Origin of the sequence: Canicola haemoglobinophilus (genome assembly GCF_002015075.1) — a bacterium.
GTDB classification, from domain to species: Bacteria; Pseudomonadota; Gammaproteobacteria; order Enterobacterales; family Pasteurellaceae; genus Canicola; species Canicola haemoglobinophilus.
Genome location: NZ_MUXZ01000031.1, coordinates 1 through 21,586, shown reverse-complemented (window position 1 = coordinate 21,586; position 21,586 = coordinate 1). Strand labels below are relative to the sequence as shown.

Annotated in this window: 20 protein-coding genes; 7 read left to right on the top strand and 13 right to left on the bottom strand. The window is 36.7% G+C overall.

Going from position 1 to position 21,586, the window contains the following annotated elements:
- Positions 1-49: 49 nt before the first annotated feature.
- The 3 genes from B0186_RS09325 to B0186_RS09315 all read right to left on the bottom strand — a co-directional run bounded on the left by B0186_RS09325 (position 50) and on the right by B0186_RS09315 (position 4,316).
- On the bottom strand, positions 50-2,119 hold the full coding sequence (locus tag B0186_RS09325; RefSeq protein WP_078219114.1) for a UDP-glucose:protein N-beta-glucosyltransferase: 2,070 nt from the start codon (positions 2,117-2,119) through the stop codon (positions 50-52).
- A 24-nt stretch (positions 2,120-2,143) separates the two neighbouring features.
- Positions 2,144-3,475 (bottom strand): 30S ribosomal protein S12 methylthiotransferase RimO, encoded by a 1,332-nt coding sequence (rimO, locus tag B0186_RS09320; RefSeq protein WP_078219113.1) that lies wholly within the window; start codon positions 3,473-3,475, stop codon positions 2,144-2,146.
- 157 nt (positions 3,476-3,632) lie between these two features.
- Positions 3,633-4,316, bottom strand: a complete 684-nt coding sequence (locus tag B0186_RS09315) for a 2,3-diphosphoglycerate-dependent phosphoglycerate mutase (protein ID WP_078219112.1) — start codon at positions 4,314-4,316, stop codon at positions 3,633-3,635.
- Positions 4,317-4,518: 202 nt separating this feature from the next.
- On the opposite strand from B0186_RS09315, the gene envC reads away from it, so the two are divergent.
- Both envC and B0186_RS09305 read left to right on the top strand, forming a co-directional pair.
- Positions 4,519-5,748 (top strand): murein hydrolase activator EnvC, encoded by a 1,230-nt coding sequence (gene envC, locus B0186_RS09310; RefSeq protein ID WP_078219111.1) that lies wholly within the window; start codon positions 4,519-4,521, stop codon positions 5,746-5,748.
- Positions 5,748-6,602: a divergent polysaccharide deacetylase family protein gene (locus B0186_RS09305; RefSeq protein ID WP_078219115.1), complete on the top strand. Its 855-nt coding sequence runs from the start codon at positions 5,748-5,750 to the stop codon at positions 6,600-6,602. The genes envC and B0186_RS09305 overlap by 1 nt, the downstream gene beginning before the upstream one ends.
- 68 nt (positions 6,603-6,670) lie before the next feature.
- Here B0186_RS09305 and hutZ read toward each other — a convergent pair whose 3' ends face one another.
- The 7 genes from hutZ to mak all read right to left on the bottom strand — a co-directional run bounded on the left by hutZ (position 6,671) and on the right by mak (position 12,860).
- Positions 6,671-7,189 (bottom strand): heme utilization protein HutZ, encoded by a 519-nt coding sequence (hutZ, locus tag B0186_RS09300; protein WP_078219110.1) that lies wholly within the window; start codon positions 7,187-7,189, stop codon positions 6,671-6,673.
- Positions 7,190-7,202: 13 nt separating this feature from the next.
- Complete coding sequence (hutX, locus tag B0186_RS09295; protein ID WP_078219109.1) at positions 7,203-7,694, bottom strand: heme utilization cystosolic carrier protein HutX; 492 nt, start codon at positions 7,692-7,694, stop codon at positions 7,203-7,205.
- Between the two features lie 174 nt (positions 7,695-7,868).
- Positions 7,869-9,341, bottom strand: coding sequence for a xylulokinase (xylB, locus tag B0186_RS09290; protein ID WP_078219108.1), 1,473 nt, complete (start codon positions 9,339-9,341; stop codon positions 7,869-7,871).
- A gap of 15 nt (positions 9,342-9,356) precedes the next feature.
- The gene (locus tag B0186_RS09285; protein ID WP_078219107.1) at positions 9,357-10,340 is read right to left on the bottom strand and encodes an adenosine kinase; all 984 of its coding nucleotides are present in this window, start codon (positions 10,338-10,340) and stop codon (positions 9,357-9,359) included.
- On the bottom strand, positions 10,327-11,211 hold the full coding sequence (locus tag B0186_RS09280) for a ketose 1,6-bisphosphate aldolase (RefSeq protein WP_078219106.1): 885 nt from the start codon (positions 11,209-11,211) through the stop codon (positions 10,327-10,329). Before B0186_RS09280 ends, B0186_RS09285 begins: the two co-directional genes overlap by 14 nt.
- A 1-nt stretch (position 11,212) precedes the next feature.
- Entirely contained in the window at positions 11,213-11,896 is a 684-nt protein-coding gene (locus B0186_RS09275) for a D-lyxose/D-mannose family sugar isomerase (RefSeq protein ID WP_078219105.1), read from the bottom strand.
- A 67-nt stretch (positions 11,897-11,963) separates the two neighbouring features.
- A complete protein-coding gene (gene mak, locus B0186_RS09270; protein ID WP_078219104.1) occupies positions 11,964-12,860 on the bottom strand; it encodes a fructokinase in 897 nt (298 codons plus the stop codon).
- 88 nt (positions 12,861-12,948) lie between these two features.
- On the opposite strand from mak, the gene B0186_RS12230 reads away from it, so the two are divergent.
- Both B0186_RS12230 and B0186_RS09265 read left to right on the top strand, forming a co-directional pair.
- Positions 12,949-13,110 carry a response regulator gene (locus tag B0186_RS12230; RefSeq protein WP_235817218.1) on the top strand — a complete coding sequence of 54 codons (162 nt, stop codon included), beginning with the start codon at positions 12,949-12,951 and terminating at the stop codon, positions 13,108-13,110.
- Positions 13,097-13,666, top strand: coding sequence for a winged helix-turn-helix domain-containing protein (locus B0186_RS09265; RefSeq protein ID WP_235817217.1), 570 nt, complete (start codon positions 13,097-13,099; stop codon positions 13,664-13,666). The genes B0186_RS12230 and B0186_RS09265 overlap by 14 nt, the downstream gene beginning before the upstream one ends.
- Before the next feature lie 90 nt (positions 13,667-13,756).
- On the opposite strand, the gene B0186_RS09260 is transcribed toward B0186_RS09265, so the two are convergent.
- Genes B0186_RS09260 through B0186_RS09250 form a run of 3 tightly spaced genes read right to left on the bottom strand, consistent with a single transcriptional unit; the run spans position 13,757 to position 17,228 of the window.
- Complete coding sequence (locus B0186_RS09260) at positions 13,757-14,686, bottom strand: ABC transporter substrate-binding protein (RefSeq protein WP_078219103.1); 930 nt, start codon at positions 14,684-14,686, stop codon at positions 13,757-13,759.
- A gap of 26 nt (positions 14,687-14,712) precedes the next feature.
- Positions 14,713-15,684, bottom strand: a complete 972-nt coding sequence (locus B0186_RS09255) for an ABC transporter permease subunit (RefSeq protein WP_078219102.1) — start codon at positions 15,682-15,684, stop codon at positions 14,713-14,715.
- Between the two features lie 32 nt (positions 15,685-15,716).
- Positions 15,717-17,228: a sugar ABC transporter ATP-binding protein gene (locus tag B0186_RS09250; protein ID WP_078219101.1), complete on the bottom strand. Its 1,512-nt coding sequence runs from the start codon at positions 17,226-17,228 to the stop codon at positions 15,717-15,719.
- A gap of 222 nt (positions 17,229-17,450) precedes the next feature.
- Between B0186_RS09250 and B0186_RS09245 the strand changes: the two genes are divergently transcribed.
- From B0186_RS09245 to B0186_RS09235, 3 genes are all read left to right on the top strand, one after another.
- Positions 17,451-20,036, top strand: coding sequence for an ATP-binding protein (locus B0186_RS09245; protein ID WP_078219100.1), 2,586 nt, complete (start codon positions 17,451-17,453; stop codon positions 20,034-20,036).
- A 252-nt stretch (positions 20,037-20,288) separates the two neighbouring features.
- Entirely contained in the window at positions 20,289-20,672 is a 384-nt protein-coding gene (locus B0186_RS09240; RefSeq protein WP_078219099.1) for a hypothetical protein, read from the top strand.
- Positions 20,673-20,854: 182 nt separating this feature from the next.
- Complete coding sequence (locus tag B0186_RS09235) at positions 20,855-21,292, top strand: hypothetical protein (RefSeq protein WP_078219098.1); 438 nt, start codon at positions 20,855-20,857, stop codon at positions 21,290-21,292.
- Positions 21,293-21,586 lie beyond the last annotated feature (294 nt).

Sequence of the window (21,586 nt, the reverse complement as noted above, 5' to 3'; positions counted from 1 at the left end):
CAAATTATGGGAGAGGCTCAAGCCAGTGGGTTCACTGGCTTATTTTTTACTATTTAGCGGTTTTCTCAACCTTTTTTCTTGGACTTCGTGCTGGCTTTTTTGCTGAGTCACCTTCAGGCTTTTCTGCTTTTTTCGCTGTGGTTTTCTTCGGTTTTGCTTTGGTTTCCGATTTCTCTTTTGCCTTTTTCTCTACCTTAACGTCTGCCACTACTGCATTGCTTGCGGCTTCAATTTTAGGTAAGGTAACAGCGATGTTGTTTGCATCTGCCCATGCTTGCAGTTTCTCTTGGAAAATTTTTCCCATTGGGCTTGGATCTCCTGTAAATAAGGTTTGTAAGCTGTTGTTCTCAATGATATAGCGACGTAATGCTAACCGCTCTTGATGGTTTTCGGCTAAACGAATAGCACGTTCTACATATTCATCAGCGGAATGTGCAATTAGCCATTCTGGTAGACCTAGGCGTTTGAATAAGGCTTCATCAATATGTTCATGAACTTCAGCACCTGTTTTACATACACCGACTAATCCAAGTGTAACCATATCAATAATACCGTTGGTATTGCCGAACGGAAACGGATTTAGCATCATATCGCAGTTATGTAAGATATGAAGATATTGGTGATAAGGAACATGCTCATTTGTAGTAGCACAATCTCCTAGATAACTTTTAATGAATCGTTTTATATAAGGATAAACCACACCAGCACACAATCCTATAGCAAAATGGAAATGTACTTTAACCTTAGCTCTATCACGAATAGTTTTAAGAGCCTGCAAAAAGTATGGATTTAGCTTCATTGTTGTTGTCGCAATACCAATATTTACTACTTCAGGATTTTCTCGCATATGATATTCCACACTAGCAGGTGCGAGTGCTGATGGCACATAAGGCAAAGCATTTTGGGGAAGGCGTAGTAGTTTTTCGCTGAAACACTCTTCTTTACCAACGTAGTCATCTTCAACAATTACATATTCAATAAAATCTGAATGGGTGGTTGCTGGATGACCTAATGCAATAGCTTGGATCGGTGCAAGACGAATATTGCTTGCGAAGATAGACAATAAATCCATACCAAGGCTTGGCATATAAAATATAGCGGCTTGGTTTTTTTCGCAGATTTCTTTAATTTTATTTAAATTTTCAAAAATTGCACCGCTCTGTTCTATAAGATGAAACTCATCAAAAACATCTCTACCTGCTTGATCTACCTCGCTTTTACCCACTCCAATTAAATAAAATCGCTCGCGAGCTGCAAGCATAGAAGTAGAATGGGTGCGATAAATTGAATGTGAACAATGGAAATGTTCAAGTAATACAACCATGACAGGTTTTTGGTTTTTATAACCGATCTGAGCGATATTTCGATCCTGCCAACCCATTTCAAGTAAGTGCGAACGAATGACCTGGTTTAAAGCTTTTTTCACAAGATGTTTATTCTTGTCTATGTCGTAGCTACAATGCATATATACATCGTGAGCAATGGAACTAGGAAGACGATCTAGGTTTTTGAATTGAGATAGTTTTTGGGGGAACCATTGTAAGATAGCACTACGTTTTCCAAAGGCTTCTGGGGTTGCGATAAAACGTGCCGATTGTAAGGCAAAGCATAACTGAGCACAGATCACAGGATTGATTTCCCAAAGTGTTTCCAAATTTAATTTGATATTGGATTCTGGCAAATAAAGGATACAGAATTTAACAATATTGGCATAGGTAGGTTCTATATGCACATTATCAGGATCATGGGAACTTTGAGATTTGTCATATGTACGTAAAATATGATCCGCATTGACAAAAGGCGAACTGGCAAAAATCATTGCAATCCAACGTTGTAAAATGAAAAAACGCTGTGCCCCTTCTTCTGAAATATTAAGATTCGGATCGGTAAAAAGTGCGGTGATAGCTATTGCCATTCGCATACAAAAGTGAGCAACTTGTTCTTGAGGCAAGTCTTCAAGCTGTGTTGGGTAATCCAATTTAATATCATCAATGGTTCCGAAATTACTATCCACTTTAGCTAAAATGTTAATCAATTCTTGGCAGGCTTGTTCATATTGTTTGTTTTGCACAGCTGTTTCAAAAGCTATCACACTAGGCTGTACTTCTTGATCTGACATATCTCATCTCCTTCAATTTTTCATTCAAATAGTTCCCCACAGATCATATTCATCTGCGTTGGTAATGATTACATTAATAATTTGTCCGATTTTGACCGCACTTTTTGATAAATTATCTATATAAACAACTCCATCAATTTCAGGTGCATCTGCCATGGTGCGACCGATAATACCTTCATCATTGATTTCATCAATAATTACAGGTAAAGTTTTACCGATTTTTTGTTGTAAACGGTTTGCAGAGATTTTTTGTTGTAACTGCATAAAACGATGAAAACGATCCTCTTTAATTTCTTCTGGTACTTGATCTGCCATATCGGTTGCCACCGCTCCTTTAACAGGGCTGAATTTAAAGCAACCCACTCGATCAAGCTGAGCATCTTGTAAGAAGTCTAATAACAATTGGAAATCTTCTTCTGTTTCGCTTGGAAATCCAACGATAAAGGTAGAACGTAGTGTGAGTTCAGGGCAAATTTCACGCCATTTTTTTATACGCTCTAAAGTGCGGTCAATCGAGCCAGGTCGTTTCATTGCCTTTAAAATTTTTGGGCTAGCGTGTTGTAATGGAATATCTAAGTAAGGCAAGATCTTACCGTCTGCCATCAGTGGAATAAGATTATCAACATGCGGATAAGGGTAAACATAATGCAAACGCACCCACACCCCAAGTGCTCCTAATTTTTCACATAGAGTAATAAGATCGTTTTTAATAGGCATACCATTCCAAAAAACCGTTTTGGTTGCACTTTCTTTCTTTTTGTCTAAGGCATAAGCTGAAGTGTCTTGAGAAACGATCAAAATTTCTTTCACACCTGCATCAACAAGACGTTTAGCTTCATCTAAAATTTGTACAATAGAACGGCTATTTAGATCGCCACGCATTGATGGAATGATACAGAAAGTACAACGATGATCACAGCCTTCGGAGATCTTTAAATAGGCGTAGTGTTTGGGGGTAAGTTTGACCCCTTGCTTTGGTACGAGACTGGTATAAGGATTATATTTAGGTTTTGGTGCATATTTATGAACATGCTTCATTACTGCTTCATAGCTATGTGGACCAGTGATCTCAAGCACTTTGGGATGAACTTCACGAATTTGATTTTCTTTTGCTCCTAAGCAACCTGTTACAATCACTTTTCCATTAGCTTTCAATGCCTCGCCGATAGATTCTAAGGATTCTTGCACCGCACTATCAATAAAACCACAAGTATTGACGATAACTAAATCCGCTCCTTCATAACTGGGAATGATATTATAACCATCAGAACGTAATTCAGTTAAAATACGCTCAGAGTCCACTAAATTTTTGGGGCAACCAAGGCTAACAAAACCAATATTAGGGTATAAACTCATAAAATATCTCAACAAACATAAATTCGACAATTGTACCGAAATTATGGAGAAATTGCGATAAGATTAAGATAAAGCTAAACTAGAATTGGATTGGACATAGTAAGAGTGACTATAAAAAATGGCTGATATATTTTCAGCCATTAATTAAAGGTAAAAATTATAGATAGAACTTCTCAACAAAATTTAATTGATCATCAAGTTTTAATACTAATGGTTGACCTGTTGGAATTTCAAAATTCATAATTTCTTCATCAGAAATACCAATAATATGTTTTGCTAATGCACGCAAAGAGTTACCGTGTGCAGTTACTAAAACTCGTTTACCAGAAAGCAGTGCTGGGGCAATTTGATCTTCCCAGAATGGTAAAACACGCTCTAAAGTAATTTTTAAGTTTTCTGCATTTGGCACAACATCTTTTGGTAAGTGCGCATAACGGCGGTCGTTATGAGCTGAATTTGGATCTTGCGGATCTAAATCTGGTGGAGAAATGTCATAAGAACGGCGCCAAATATGTACTTGCTCATCGCCGTATTGTTCAGCAGTCGCTTTTTTGTCTAGACCTTGTAAAGCACCGTAGTGACGCTCATTTAAACGCCAGTTTTTCACTTGTGGAATCCATAATTGGTTAGATTCTTCTAATACGATATTACAGGTTTTGATTGCACGAGTTAAAACAGAGGTAAATGCAATATCAAATTCATAGCCAGCTTCAAGTAATTTTTTACCTGCTGCTTTTGCTTCTTCAACACCGCGTTCTGTTAAATTCACATCACGCCAGCCAGTAAATAAGTTTTTAGCATTCCACTCACTAAAACCATGACGGATAAATACGATTTCCATAGAAATATCTCCTAAATGTTAAGTAAAAAAACTGCACAATTTATAACAAAAAATAACTCTATTTTAAAGTAGAAAGTCGGGCTTTCCTGATCTTGCGCAATTATTCTTGGCGATTTATCTATTCATCTCTTGGTTTCGGAATATTTATCCAAGGTTATAAATAGTGCTATATTATAAAAGCTCAATTTCTAGGATATAGGTTATGCTATTTTTACACTCAAAATTCAAAAATCTCTCAAAAAAGACCGCACTTTTTGTAATTTGCTTATTTTTTCCTTTTCTTGTTCAAGCTAATGATCTTGCCCATATCCAAGAGAAAATTAAATTACAAGAACAAAAAATAGCCCAACAAAAACGAGAACAAAATAAATTACAAAACACATTAAAAAATCAAGAAAATAAAATTAACCAAACCCAAAATCAATTACGTCAAACAGAGAACAATTTAAAAGAAACGCAGCAACTTATTAGTACCACAGATAAACAGATCAAGCGTCTAGAAAAACAGCTAGCAAACCAAAAAAACTTGCTTGCAAAACAAATAGATAAAATGTATCGATCGGGCATCAATCCATCTGCAATTGAAAAGTTATTTTCGCAAGATGCCCAAAAAGCTGAGCGGATGAAAGTCTATTATGACCACATGAACCAAGTGCGGTTAAAATTAATTAATGAAATTCAGCAAACTCAAGAACAGCTAGAAAATGAAAAAAGTCTTATTCAGGGACAGAGAAAGATACAACAAAACCAATTGACTACACAAAAAAAGCAACAACAAGAGCTACAAAGATTACAGCGTGAGCAACAGTCAACGCTTAATCAGCTCAATCAGAATCTAGCCAAAGATCAAAATAAATTGGAACAATTAAAAGCTAACGAAGTTGCTTTACGCCAACAAATTCAACGTGCTGAGCAAATTGCTAAAGAACAAGAAAAACGGGAGCGTGAGGCTCTTGCCCATAAAAAACAAGTAGAAGAAAAGAAAAACCAAAAACCTTATAAACCGACTGCACAAGAAAAACAGCTGATGACAAGTACAAGTGGTTTAGGGGCAGCCAGAAAACAGTATGCATTCCCTGTGTCTGGTAAGGTGGCAAAAGGCTTTGGTACAAGCCAAATGGGTGAATTGAAATGGAAAGGTATGGTTATTGCAGCGGCAACTGGTTCCCCTGTAAAAGCAATTGCAGATGGACGCGTGATTTTGGTAAGTCGGCTAGCAGGTTATGGCTTAATGGTTATTGTAAAACATGGCGAGCATGATCTCAGTTTATATGGTTATAACCAATCCGCTATGGTTAAAGAAGGGCAACTTGTCAAAGCAGGACAAAAAATTGCCGAGGTTGGATCTACAGGAAGTTATGCAACATCTGCCCTTTATTTTGAAATTCGCCGTAAAGGCATCCCTGTTAATCCGACAGGTTGGTTAAGATGATGAGTGTTCTAAGATTAAAAAGTGCGGTCAAAATTGGCTTTATTTTTGCGGGTTTGAGTTGCTTAGCAAGTTCTATTTATGCGCAAAATAAACTGGCTATTGTGATTGATGATATTGGCTATCGTCCTAAAGAAGATAGTCAAATTTATGCCTTACCAAAAGAAGTTTCTGTGGCAATTATTCCCTCCGCACCTCATGCTAGACAACGAGATCAACTGGCAAAACAACAAAATAGGGATATTTTAATTCACTTACCCATGCAGCCTCTCAATCAACAAAAAATTGAAGACGGTGGGTTAAAATTAGGCATGTCACAGCCTGAAGTTTATCAACGAGTGAAAGTGGCACAGCATATTTTACCTAATGCCATAGGAATGAATAATCATATGGGAAGTGCGGCAACAGCAGACAAAGATTTAATGCACAAATTAATGACCGCACTTTCGCAACAACATTTATTCTTTTTAGATAGCCGAACTATTGGGCGCTCTGTTGCCGGTAAAACAGCCAAAGAATTTGGCATATCGACCTTAGAACGAGATATTTTTATTGATGATAATGATGAACTGAGCGATGTTCAGCGCCAGTGGAATGCTGCCATTCAACATGCTCGCAAAAAAGGAAGTGCGATTGTGATTGGACATCCTAGAAAAAACACCATTGCCGTTTTACAAGCTGGCATTAAGCAATTGCCACAAGATATTCAATTGGTTGGTATGGGCAGTTTATGGCGCAACGAGAAAATCATTCCACGTAAACCATTTCTTTATCTGTTTAGCGATATACCTGCACCGACTTCACAATCGCCATTTCAAACCATTCCGCTATTAAGGGGCGTTCCTAGCGATATATAAAAGAAAAATCTGACAATTTCATAAGGGAAAATTGTCAGATTTTTTATCTATTTTTGAACAATGATGAATTATTCTTGTTGATGACCTTCATCTAGATGCACAAAGCTTACAAGATCATCGGTGCTTACTTGGAATGCTTTACCAAATCCTTTTACAAATAAACCTTGCTCAGGCTTAAAGCAAAATACATTAAAGTCTTTCATGGTAGAAAGATTATCAACTAAATCGCCATGACGAGCTTTCAAAGCTTGTACCGCACTTTCCCATTCTGCGCTATGACGCTCTAACATTCTTGCTGTTGCATCAAAGGTTAAACGGCGACGAGCGAAAATCTCACGACTTTTACTTTCATCATCAATTAACATCAATGAAACTTTAGGCACTTCTTGCAAATTACGGGCATGGCGAGCGATAGTTGAAATTAATACTTGGTATTCGCCATTATTAATCACAAAAGACGCATAACTTACATTTGGTGTACCTTGCGCATCAACTGTCGCTAATACAATAGTTTTAATTTGCTGTTTTAACTCTTGAATTTCTGGTCCTAAACGGTTTTGTAAAACCTCTTGACGATTTGTTGTCATTCCATCTCCTTGTTTATGCAAAATTTTTAAAATGTTCCACTTGTGCTGGGAATAATTGGCGTTGTTCATCTCTACCGAGATAAATTTTGAAAATCGTTTGTCCGTTTGCTGCAATAAATGCAATGTTATAACTTTCTTTGCCACGGAAAGGTAAACTTACAAAAGCGATGTCAGCGATATTATCAAGCTTCAAGTGCCCATGAATTGCGCCTTCATCATCTTTCATATTTAGGTTGTAATAACCACGTCCGATAATCCCTGTTGGGAAACGGTCTTTAATTTCAAAAATTGAACCTTCTTTTTCAATAATGGTGGTAAAAATTCCCCATTGGCTCACGGCTTGCAAGATTTCCTCCGCTCTTTCCGCAGGAAAAAGTCGAACAAATTGTTCTGGCAATGCTTTAAGAATATTTCCTTCAGGTTGTTGCAATTTTGCTGCAATCTCTAAAGTAATCATATTTGGATTTTCTGCTAATAAATCAGCAACTTGTTGTTTTAAGGACATAACCCCTCCGACATAAAAACAATTCTCAATTATAAAAGGATTTAAATCTTCTTAGCAAGAAATTATATGCAAGGGGTTATTAATAATGATGCATTAGAGTATGAAAGAAAATGACCGTAACAATTTCAGTTGAATAGGCGATCAAACGTATATTGATTACGATCAACCACCTATTTATAAATAAAGCGCTGTCAAATGCTGCAAATATGTCTGATAAACTCCCTCATATAGCACCGCACTTTGTGGGTTAGGTTGTACTTTGGACTGTTCATCTAATTTGACAAATTGTTCACATAAACTGGCTAAATCAGCTTCACCATTTGCCCACATTGCCTGAATGGCTGCACCTAATGCACCTGCTTCTTCCTCTTTTAAACAAACCACTTCCGCATTCATAATATCTGCGATCATTTGTCGCCAAATAGCACTTTTTGCACCACCACCAATTAAACGGATTTGTTGAGTGGAAAGCCCTGCTTGACGGAATAGATCTAAGCCATAACGTAAGGTGAAACTTGCCGCTTCCATCATTGCTCTCGCTAAATTAGCTTGGGTGAAGTTAGCAGAATCTAAACCTAAAATGCTGGCTTTTGCCTGTGGAAGAGGAGGAACTCTTTCTCCATTAAAAAAAGGTAAAATGCGAATACCTTCTGCACCAATCGGGCTTTGTTCAATCAACTGATTAAATTTTTCCACATTAATATCTAATAACTCCATTAGATTACGATTAGCAGATGTCATATTCATTACACAAACTAAGGGTAACCAACCGCCGCTACTTGAACAAAAATTCGCAATTTCCATAGGTAAATTAGCTAGAGGTTTATCTGTATAAGCATATAACGTGCCAGACGTGCCAAGGCTCATGGTGGCAATTCCCTGCTTAATATTGCCAGTACCAATAGCTCCCATCATATTGTCGCCACCGCCAGTAGAAACCACTACTTGCTCAGACAACCCAAGTAACTGAGCCACTTCAGCCCTAAGCGTGCCTATTTTCTGTTCTGCACTTAATAAAGGTGGTAATACTTTTTGTATATCTAATTCAGGGGCAAGTTTGGAAAAGGCTTGTTGATGCCAAGTGCGGTTATGTATATCAAAAAATCCCGTACCTGAAGCATCGCCATATTCCATACAAAATTGTCCTGTCAGCCAATAATTTAGGTAATCATGGGGCAGCATAATTTTAGCGATAGATTGGTATTTTTGTGGAAAATGTTTACGTAACCAAGCTAGTTTTGATGCGGTATAGCCAGTTTGTACCATAATACCCAGCTGTTGAAATGCCGCTTGTTGACCACCTAGAGCTTCAATAAATTGTTCATTTTCAACTGCTGTTTCCGTATCACACCAAAGTTTAGCTGGATATAAAGGCTGGTCATGTTCATCTAACACCACTAACCCATGTTGCTGACCAGAAACGCCAATTCCTTTAATCAAGTGCGGTTCAATTTGAGCTTGTTTTATTGCTTGCTGACAAGCATTAACCAAAGCTTGTGTCCACCATTCTGGCTTTTGTTCTCTACGGCCTTGAGTATTTTCAATCATATCATGAGCAGTATAACCTACGCCGATCACTTGCTTCTTACGACTATCTACCACAATAGCCTTTGTTCCCTGTGTACCACAGTCTATGCCAATATACATAATTCACTCCTCAAATTAGGATTTATTCAGTGCCATAAAACGTTTCAGTTCCTGATAACTCACTGCACCATCTGTTGCAGAAATGGAAAATAAATTGAAATAGGCTAAACCATGCCCTAATTGCAATACCTCATATAAAGGTAAATCATGATGTAAGCCATAAAGTACACCTGTACAAAATGCATCACCTGCACCTAATGTACTGACAATATTATTTTTTTCTACCCAATAAGACGGAACAGCAATTTGTTCACCTTGTTTATTGATTGCGGCAGCACATTTTGGATCATGTACAATCACAGCCTCACGCACCCCTTGTAACATAATTTTTTCTGCCATGTGCTGTAAAACATCTTGAGTCGAATCTAAGTGAACAGAATCCGTAAGCAATTTTGCTTCAACATCATTAATAATGACATAATCGACAAAAGCTAAAATAGGTTGAATTTGTTGTATGAACATCTGTTTATCCGAAACAGACACTAAATCAATCGAAACCAAAAAACCACGTTGATGCAATTCAGTAAGTATTACTTTCAACTTTTCTACATCAAGAAACTGCGGTAATAGTGGTAAATAGGCGATATGTGCAATTTTCGCAGAATGATTGAGTTGTAAAAGATGCTCTATACGATACTCTGCCATCGCACCTACATAATGAAAAAAAGTGCGGTCACCTGTTTTTGAATTGATCATCACATCTGTAAATGATGTTGGGAGATCGACAGTTACCACACTTTCAACATTAACACGATGTTGATGGGATTGCTGTAAAATAAACTGCCCTTCACTATCTTTGCCAATTGCACCAGCGAGAAAACGAGGTAAGTTAGGATCAAGTTTATCAAGATTAAACAATACATTAGTACAGCCACCACCACAATGTAATTCCATTTTTGAAATAGTAGCTAACATGGATTCTTGTGGATAGTCCGAAATCACTAACGTCCTATCCACTAATAAGTTACCAATGGCTAAAACGCCGTTACGATCCTGCATATAACTGTGCCTTATTGATGCTATTAAAAATCTGCATTTGTTCAACAACAGTTCTGTTAATTGCCTGTTGCATATTATTCATCATAATAAGGTAATAATTATATTTTGCATCTAATTCTGTATTATTAATATCTTGTTCTACACTCTGTAATGCCGCTTGTGACATACCTGTAAAGAAATTAATTTTACAAATTCCGCGTTGAATCGTTTTTTGGAAATCTTCTACACTTAACCCCGATCCACCATGTAATACTAATGGTACAGAAACCGCTTGATGAATTTGCTCAAGGCGATCAAAATCAAGTTTAGGTACCCCTTTATACTTACCATGAGTATTTCCAATCGCAACCGCAAGTGCATCAATTCCCGTTTCATGAACAAATTCCACGGCTTGTTCAACTTTGGTATACAATGCAACATCAGCACGACTTTCTAGGGCGCCACCTTCATCACCACCAACAGCACCTAATTCTCCCTCAACAGAGATCCCATAATTTTGGCAAAGCTCAACCACTTTACGTGTTTGTGCAATATTTTCTGCATAAAAGAGTTGTGAGCCATCAAACATAATAGAAGAAAAACCGCACTTAATTGCGCGTTCAATAGTTGGAAACGTTAAGCCATGATCTAAGTTTAAACATACTGGGACGCCTGCTAGTGTTGCTTTTTTCTTGATGTATTCTACAGCCGGCTCTAAATCAATATATTTTAAATGCACTTCTGCCACATTGATAATAACAGGTGATTGCTGTTGTTGTGCTGCTGCAAAGACTGCATCAATAAAATTAGAATCAATTGCGTTAAATGCCCCTACAGCAAATTTATGTTGATTTGCGACTGCTAGAATCGATTTTAAGTTCAATAATGCCATTTTATACTCCCATTAAATAATGCTGATAATCACTACATAATAAATGAATTGGTTTCTCATCCTCTTCAATCTTTGAGAAACGCCCCAAGGGCTCTAAAAAGCGATTATCGGTTAAGTCATCATTAGCCATTGATACCTCACCAGCCAACACCGTACCACCTTCTGCCCAAAAACTATGGTACAACAAAGGTGTTAAACAAATACTTTGCCCAGGTTTTAATTTGACGATCCCCCCTGCTTTCACCTTAATTTGCTTACCGTCAACCGCCACTAGAATATCCGATTTTTCATCTAATAAATCTGTTTGTTCATCGCGTTGATATAGACGAATCACTAAAGTTCCACCACCACGATTAATAATATCTTCCATTTTTTTCCAATGGTAATGCATCGGTGTAATTTGTCCCTCTTTCACCATCATAATCTTTTCTGCATAGGGTTTATTATTAGTAGAAGATTGATTTCGAATAGTGAATAAGGTTAAACCAAATTTAGCAAAATCATGCAGATTAAAATCCGTCACATCCCAGCCAAGACGTGCATCTAATAATTCCTGTTGAGCATTTAAATCTTGCTCTTGCCAATCTTGTAAATGGTAGTAAGCAAATTCGGGCAGATGAAAGCAATATTGTTGCATTAAAGCTTTTGCCTCACGGATAACCTGATTAATGTCAGAACGTTTCATTCACGCCTCCCTTACCCACGTATAAAGTGCGGTCTCTTTTCAAAAAGTTTTATTATTTCTCTAATGGTCATAACCAAGCGGCACCTCGTACACCACTAGAATCACCATGCTGAGCTTTACGAATAGGGGTATGGAATTCCTTACCAAAAATATAATTTGGCATTAATTTAGGTACATTAGTATAGAGTCTTTCGATATTACAAACGCCACCTGCAAACACGATGACATCGGGATCTAAGATATTCACATAGGAAGCCAAAGATTTTGCTAAACGACGCTCGTAGGCTTGAAGCGATTGTTCAGCAATTTCATCGCCCTGTTCCGCAAGAGCAACAATTTCATTACCTTTCAAGCGATTACCCGAGCGGCGTTCATAGTCATCACATAATCCTGTACCTGACACAAATTGCTCAATACAGCCTCTTTGCCCACAATAACAAGGTGTGGATTCTGCAACCGCCCGCTCTTCTTCATCTTGCCAAGGTAATGGATTATGTCCCCATTCACCACCGATACCGTTGCCACCATTATGAGGCTTGCCATTAATGACAATACCAGAACCGCAGCCAGTGCCTAAAATTAATGCTAAAACCACCGCACTTCCAGCACCTGCCCCGTCTGTTGCTTCGGAGACCGTCATACAATTCGCATCGTTTGCCATACGAATTTCACGATTTAATAATGTTGCCAAATCCTTATCAAAAGGTTGTCCATTTAACCATACTGAATTCGCATTTTTTACTTTATGACTAAAAGGTGAAACTGTGCCTGGAATGCCAATTCCGACTGTACCAGTCATACCTGTTGCTGCTTCGGCATCATCGACCAAGCCTTTAATTGCCATTAAAGTGTCCTGATAAGATCCTCTTGGTGTAGCTACTCGCTTGCGGAACAGTTCTTGACCTTGTTCTGAAAGGGCAATAACTTCAATTTTTGTTCCACCCAAATCAATTCCAATTCGCATAAAAACCTCTTATTTTTTCAACAAATACAATTTCATTGCAAAATTATATATACTTAAACATTACTTCTATCAATCAACGGATTTTGCTATGTCACAACAAACCTCTATTCTTGTCATTGATGATGATATTCAAATTTGTGAGCTATTAGCTGACATTTTTGATGATCATGGCTATCAAGTCACAGTTGCACAAAGTGGCGAACAGGCGTTAAAACTTTTACAAAATGCACTTTTCGTTGATTTTTCTTGATCTGATTTTGCCTGATATTAATGGCTTACAATTGTTACAACAACTTAAAAAACTTACCTCAGCACCCGTCATTATGTTAAGTGGTTTAAATTCGGAATCTGATATTGTAGTTGGTTTAGAAATGGGTGCTGATGATTATATTGCTAAACCTTTTTATCCTCGTGTCGTTGTTGCTCGTGCTAAAGTGGCATTACGCCATCATCAGAATCCAATACCATTGATGAATCATAATGAAGCCCAAGGTTTTCGTTTCGCACAATGGTTATTAGATAGTAAAAACCGCAAATTATATTCACCACAGAAACAAGAAATTGAATTAACCCAAGGGGAATATGCTTTACTTTATGCTTTGGTTTCCCATGCTCAGCAAGTGCTTTCTCGCCAACGATTATTAGAATTAACCCATAATGAAAGTCTTGAAATTTTCGACCGCACTATTGATGTACTGATTATGCGTTTACGCAAAAAAATCGAGCCAAATCCTAAAACACCAAGCTATATCCAAACTGTTCGTGGCTCTGGTTATTGTTTCTCTGTCGCAACAGAGCGTTGCTAAAAATTTGCTAAAAAGATACCGCTCTTTTGAACCTAGCTTAAAAATAGATTAAAAAAGGACGCCATTTCAGGCGTCCTAAAAGGCAAATCCTTATTTCACTGTCCAACCTTTGTAATCTTTGATGTTATCACGATCAATTAAGCTTACAGGAATTAACACGGCTTCTTTAGGTGCTGCTTTACCTTGTAAAATATCGTAACCGATTTTCACTGCTTCAGCTGCCATCACTTGTGGATCCTGAGCTGGTGTGCCACGGAATAAGCTATCAGCTTGTTTTAACGCATCTTCACCATCTGGAGAACCATCTACCCCCATAATGAAGAATTCATTACGTTGTGCTTGTTTAGCCGCTAAATCTGCACCAATCGCACTTGGGTCATTGATAGCAAATACAGCATCAATTTTTGGATGAGCAATGAGTAACGATGTCATTACTTCTAAACCACCTTCACGGCTACCTTTCGCATTTTGGTTGTGAGATAACACTTTAATATCATTATGTTTAGCAAATACATCTTGGCAACCTTGAACACGATCTTGTACTGCAGATACTGGTGGTCCATTGATGATCACAACGTTACCTTTGCCATTTAATTTTTCTACGATAGTTTGACAAGCAATTTCACCCGCTTGATAGTTATTAGAGGTTACTGTTGCATCTGCACCATCTGCAGCTACGTCAACTGCAATTACAACGATACCCGCATCACGAGCACGTTGAACCGCAGGCCCAATCCCTTTGGAATCTGCAGCATTTAAAATGATCATATCGGTTTTAGCTGCAATGAAGTTGTCAATTTGTGCTACTTGTTGACCTAAATCATAGCCACTAGAAACAGAAACGACATTTACTTTATCGCCAGCTAATTCTTTAGCTTTTAATTCAGCACCTTTGGCAATTTGCACGAAAAATGGGTTAGCTAAATCACCAACTGTTACACCGATAGATTTTAACTCTTTTGCTTGAGCAAAAGGTGCAACAGCTAACATTAAAGATACTGCTAAGGTTTTTAATTTCATTATAAGTTCTCCTATAAAAGTAGATTTTAAGCTGAACGAGTACGGTATTTATCGATTAATACAGCTACGATGATTACCCCACCTTTAATAACGAGTTGCCAGAAATAAGACACGCCCATTAATGTCATACCATTATTCAAAGTTGCAATAATTAATGCCCCGATAAGAGTTCCTGTGATAGTACCAATACCGCCGACAAAACTTGTGCCACCTAAAATAACAGCTGCGATTGCATCGAGTTCATAACCTACACCAAGATTACCATTGGCACTATATAAACGTGATGCGCTCATTACGCCACCAAGACCTGATAATAAGCCACTAGTTGCATAAACGAAGATTAAAACTAAAGAAACTTTGATACCTGTTAAGCGAGCTGCTTGTAAGTTACCGCCTACCGCATAAATATGTGTACCTAATGTAGTGCGGCGTAAAATAAACCAACAAACAGCTATCACACTAAATGCGATGATTACCAGCCATGGCACAGAACCAAGATAGCCATTACCAATCCAGCTGAAAGAAATTTTTGAGTTGATAACGGTGGTGCCATCAGCTACTAAATAAGCTGCTCCACGCAAGGCGGTATAAGTTCCTAAGGTTACAATAAATGGCGGTAAGCCTGCATAGGCAACCAATAAACCATTAAATATCCCCATACCTAAGCCCGCCACTAAAGCTAAAGGAACAGCAAATTCAGCTAAAGCTGGATTTAATGAGGTAACCAAGCCTAACACCGCTGTCACACCTAGGATAGATCCTACGGAAAGGTCAATACCACCAGTTAAAATAACAAATGTCATCCCTGCTGCTAACACAATATTAATCGAAGCCTGACGAGTAATATTCATCATATTTGCTTCAGTCATAAAGTTTGGTGCAACGAAAGAAAACACAATAACGATTAATATTAGAATTGGCAAAATCCCCATTGCTTGCATTGCATCTGCAAGTGCGGTCTTTTTAAAGCCTGATTTTGCTACGTCTGTTGTTGCCATTTTTACATCTCCTAATGATTAATTCTGTTTAATTATTCTACGCCACAGGCAAAAGCCATTATGCGTTCTTGATTAATATCTTCAGTAGTTAATTCACCTACGGTATAGCCTTCTCGCATCACATAAACACGATCGCTCATACCAACAATTTCAGGCAATTCACTTGAGATCATTAAAATAGCCACACCTTGTTTTGCCATTTCAATCATCATTCGATAGATTTCGCTTTTTGCACCTACATCAACACCGCGAGTAGGTTCATCAAGAATGAATAATTTTGGATTGATTGCCGCCCAGCGAGATAACAATACTTTTTGCTGGTTACCACCAGATAAACCACTCACATTAACGTTGGCACTTGGTACTCGCATTTTTAAGCCTTCAATAGCTTCTTGAGTAGCTTGTTTTCCTTTAGTTTGATTAATCACCATCATGGTGGCATCGCGTTCCATAGTCGCCATGGTAACATTTTTCAATATATTCAAATCAAGGAATAAGCCTTCTTCCTTGCGGTTTTCTGGTAATAAGGCAACATGATGAGCAATGGCATCTCTTGGAGAATTAAAGCTAATTTCACCACCACTTAAATATATTTTGCCTTTAGTTGCTTTTTTAACACCAAAAAGTAAATGAGCTAATTCAGAACGACCTGCTCCAACTAAACCTGAAATACCCACAATTTCACCAGCACGAACCACTAAAGAAGCGTCTTGAACCTTGTTGCCGTCGGAAAGATTCTCAACTCGCAATACTTCTTCACCCACAGGGACTTTTTCTTTATTAAATAAATCTGTTAGTGGACGTCCCACCATCATTTGAACTAAAGTGGCTGAATCAAGATTTTCACGGATCAATGAGCCCACATATTTACCATCACGTAATACACTTACACGATCAGCAAGCTCATAAATCTCTGCCATACGATGACTGATATAAATAATCGCCATACCCTCATCACGTAGTTTTTTCACTAATTCAAATAAGCGTTCTGTTTCACGAGATGAAAGTGCAGCCGTTGGCTCATCCATTACTAAAATTCGGCTGTTTCGATGTAATGCACGAGCAATTTCTACCTGTTGTTGCTCAGCAATGGTTAAAGAAGAAACCTTTTGTGTCGCTAAGAATTGAGCCCCTAAGCGATCCAATACTTTTTGTGCTTCTTCAGCCATAGTTTTACGGTCAAGACCAAAAATATTTTTAATTTCGCGACCTAGGAAGATATTTTCTGCTACGGTTAAATTAGGTGAAAGATGAATTTCCTGATAAATCAAAGTGATACCAGCTTTAATTGCATCTTTAGGTGAGGAAATTTCAAAGGGTTTGCCATCAATTTTGATTGAACCCGCTGTAGCTGTATAAGCACCAGCTAAGATCTTCATTAAAGTACTTTTACCCGCACCATTTTCTCCCATGAGAGCATGAATTTCTCCACGATAAATGGATAAATCCACATTCTGTAAGGCATAGAAAGACCCAAATTTCTTTTGGATTCCTTCCATTTCTAACAAGGGAAGTGCAGTTGAAGTGGTTGGTTCTGTTTCCATCTCCATTAATCCTAATAAAAATTAAACATATCAGGATTAAACCACAACAATATGAATGAAAAATGTAAATCTCATTCATAATTGTCATAATTCAGCTTTTTTTCTCATTTTGAGAGATAGATCACAAATTTGGATTTCAGCAAATATAAAAATCACATTGCCTATAATTAATAAAACAGGCTATGCTTGCGGCATTTAGTTATTCTAAGTGCGGTCTATTTTATGCGTTTTTTCAATAATACTTTATTCAGCAAGCCTTATAGCGTCCGTTTCCGTCTGATTTTCTTTCTAATTATCGCCATTTTTTTAATTATTTTTATTAGTAGCACTGCAATTCTTGGGCAGAATAATACCTACCGTTCTTTAACTAATTTAAGAGATCGCTCCATCAACCAAATGTTTTCTTCAATGACATTGGGTGTTAAAACAGCACAAATTTCCACTTATGCCACTCGCTTAAATCAAAGTATTAATGCTTTAGAATATCAAGCAGAATCAGAACAATTAGCTAAACATGCGGAACAGTTACAAAACCTATTAGAACAATTAAAACAGACTACCGACAATGATAATCAGCAAGTAACAGACATTGTTAATCATATTGATTTACTAGAAAAAAGCGTACAGGATTTATTATTACAGGGACATAAACGTCATATCTTAAGAACTAATATTTTAAGCCATCTACATCAAAGTTTACTTTATATTCAGCATATAAAGAGATTACAAAAACGCACCGCACTTGACTTTACTACTCAAGAATATCTATCTGGTTTATTACAAATTGAGAAACTAATTGAAGATGCCACACAAAGTAATTTTTCCAGTAGTGTGTTTTTGAGTATTCAGTCAAGCTTTAACTTTTTGCCATCATTATCTGGCTTCCCAAGCCTACAAGCTGAGCATCAAAAACTACTTAAGCAATTCCCAATATTAATTGAACAGGGTAATCAACTTACGCAAATTAATTTACGTATTCAGTTTTTGACCTTCCAAATTGAAGCCTTAGTGAAAAATATTGTTCAACAATATACTCAGCTCGCTCAAGAAAAAGTAGAAACGGTGAGTCATGCCTCTGACCAAATTCAACATAAGCTTTCACAGCAAACCAATCTAATCATCATTTTTGCTTTATGTACTATCATTCTAATCATTATCTTAGGGCATTATATTTATTCCTTACTTGGCAAACGGCTTTATTCAATTACCAATGCCCTTAAACGCCTTTCTCAAGGTGATAAAAATGTCACAGTTCCACAACAACAAACCCAAGATGAAATTGGTGATCTAGCTCGTACCTTTGATATTTTCCATCAAAATGTATTGCAATTAGAACGAACAGATGCCTTGCTAAAAGAAAAAAGTGAATTATTAGAACAAACCTTTTTAGCTATGCGTGATGGTTTGGCAATTTTTGATCAAGACTTCAATCTTGCCTCTTATAACGCAGAATTTAAACATCTTCTGCAAGATTATTTTTTGCAATATCAACAACATGATCTCCCGTCTTTAATAAAGTTTTTCCACCAACAACAAGCCAAAATTGTCGCAACTGAACAAGCTCTAGACTTAAATTTATTGACACAAATTCGCCAAGAAACAGATTTTCTAGAAATTAGTTATCAACAACAGATCCTAGAATGGCGTGTCAGCGGACTCAATGATGGATTAGTCGTATTTTTAATTGATCGCACCCAACGTAAAAAATTAGAAGCGGATGTAGCCGATAACCAAAAAATGCGAGCGATTGGACATTTAACAGGGGGAATCGCCCACGATTTCAATAATTTCCTTGCGGTTATCATTGGTAATTTAGATTTGATCGACCCAAATAGTTTAGATGAACGCCAAGCTAAACGCCTGCATCGAGCCATGAAAGCAGCTGAAAATAGTGCAACCCTAACTCAACGCCTATTGGCTTATGCTCGTAAGCAACCTTTGCATCCAACGAGCTTAGATCTGAATCAATTAATACTAGATTTTGAAGACTTAATTAAACATACCATACCAGCTGGTATCAAAGTGCGGTTAGATTTAGCCGAGAATTTATCTGCTGTTTATATTGATAAAAACCAGTTAGAAACAGCATTAGTCAACCTCATCATTAATGCAAAAGATGCCCTTGAAAATGAAGGGGAAATCATTATTCGTACTGAAGAATTAATGGTACAACGCACTCATTCCCAACAAAAAATGGTGCAATTATCTATCATTGATAATGGCTGTGGCATGGATGAAAACACCAAAAAACGAGTTTTTGAGCCCTTCTTTACCACTAAACAAAATGGGCGAGGCAGCGGATTGGGCTTGTCTATGGTTTATGGTTTTATCCGTCAATCAAAAGGACGAGTCATTATCGAAACAAAATTAGGGCAAGGCACTAACATCCAACTACAACTTCCTCTTACAGCTGTAATTGAACATCCACAAGATAAAACGATATCAGCTAATGTATCACCAATAATGAAAGGAAACTTACTTCTTATCGAAGATAAAACTGAATTATGTGACACCCTTAATGAACAATTAAGTCAATTAGGCTATCAAGTAAATATTTGTAAATCTGGTGAGCAAGCAATGGAATATTTGCAACAGAACTGTAAATTAGATTACGTGTTATCCGACATTATGCTCAGCGGCAAATTAACTGGGGTTGAGGTTGCAAAATGGCTAAATCAAAATCGCCCAGATGTAAAAGTATTATTAATGACAGGGCATACAGAACAAATTGAAAAAACGGAAAAATTTCCTCTATTAGTTAAACCTTTTAAATTGATTGAGCTACAAAGAAAACTGGCTCAAATGTAATCTATTTATAATAATTAATAGTGAGAGGAGTCTGCATTGTTTTCCGCTACAATTTATCAATTTTTATAGTCGTGTTATTTCATCAAGTGTGCGATAAATATGAACAAATTATTAGTTAGCACTTCAGTTTTTTTGGCTTTTCTTCCTATTTTGGTTGGTAATCCTAATAGGTATAAAGAAAACATAGGAGTGTTAAGGGATCAAATAAAGTCAATAGAGGTTAAGAATGAAAAATAATAACTTCTATTTCTCGTGGCTAAAATATTCAATTTGCGTATTTCTTTTTCTTCTTATGAGAGACGTTATTATTTCTACATACATATATATGATGGAGTTTTTATAATAGACTTTTCTTTTAAGGAAGCAGGTATTGCAACATTGATTTTCGTTACCCCTTATTTTTTTATTAATTGGCTTGGTTATAAATACGGAAAAGGATCCAAATATGATAAAGAAAAAAGACTAAAAGAAAAACTCACTTATAAAATCATTAATGATCGTTATAGAGAAAAAAGAGAGAAAAAGATTAGTGTTTTTATAAACTATAAAAGCCCAATATTATTGTTGGGCTTTTATGATGAAATGATGTTTTATAGAAAAATTAATATGTTCAATTTTTACAAAATGCTATTTTAGCTGGACTTAGAAACACGCGACAAAAATAGTTCTTATCTGCGACGAATGAGTTCAGTGATTAGATATAGCAAGGCACTCATGTGGACACAAGCGCCATCTGGGGAAGCTATGATGAAAAATTGGTAGATGAGGCAATAAATAAGATTATTAAAAAAAGAAGTAAGAAAATGGGAATTAAGTAAATGAAACTTACAGGTGATATTAATGTGTTCCTTAATGCATTAGGTGACTATGAAGGTAATAAAAGCATTCTAGAGGCTATATGTATAATATCTAGCAATTTTGAAGTTAGTTTTTTATCAGATGATGAAATTAACCATATGTATTACCAATTTTTGACAAATGGTGTAGATTTTTCATTTAATAAAGATGTCAATGGCTACTTGTTAGAGTCTATCTTTTTCTATTTTCAATCATCGGAGGCTTACCAAAGTTATCTATTTCAAGATAGTTTGATTGGCGGAGTTTCTCCAAGTTTTAAAAAGAATGATGTAATCTCCTCATTTGGTCAGCCTATATCAGAATCTATAAACTGGATTAAATATAATATAGATTCTAAGTTTGTTCATTTTGAATTTAATGAAAAAGGTATTTCTCAGATCAGTTTGTTTATTGAATGAATGAGTAGTGTGTTCTGAAAGCTTAGCTTTACATCCCGATAGCGCTTACATCCACATGGGTGCTCTAGAATTCAGATAAGAGATTTTATGTGTTCAATTTTATAAACGTTTTGGAGGATATGAAATGATTTTTTTTCATAAAAAGAGTTTGTTCTCATTTTTCTCTACAGGGATTCTTTTAGATGGTATAAAAACAGGATCAACCAAAGAAGATCTGATTACTATATTAGGAAAACCTATTAATTATATGGAGCAAAGAAAAAATAAGGAAATACTGAGCCTCTCCCATAATTT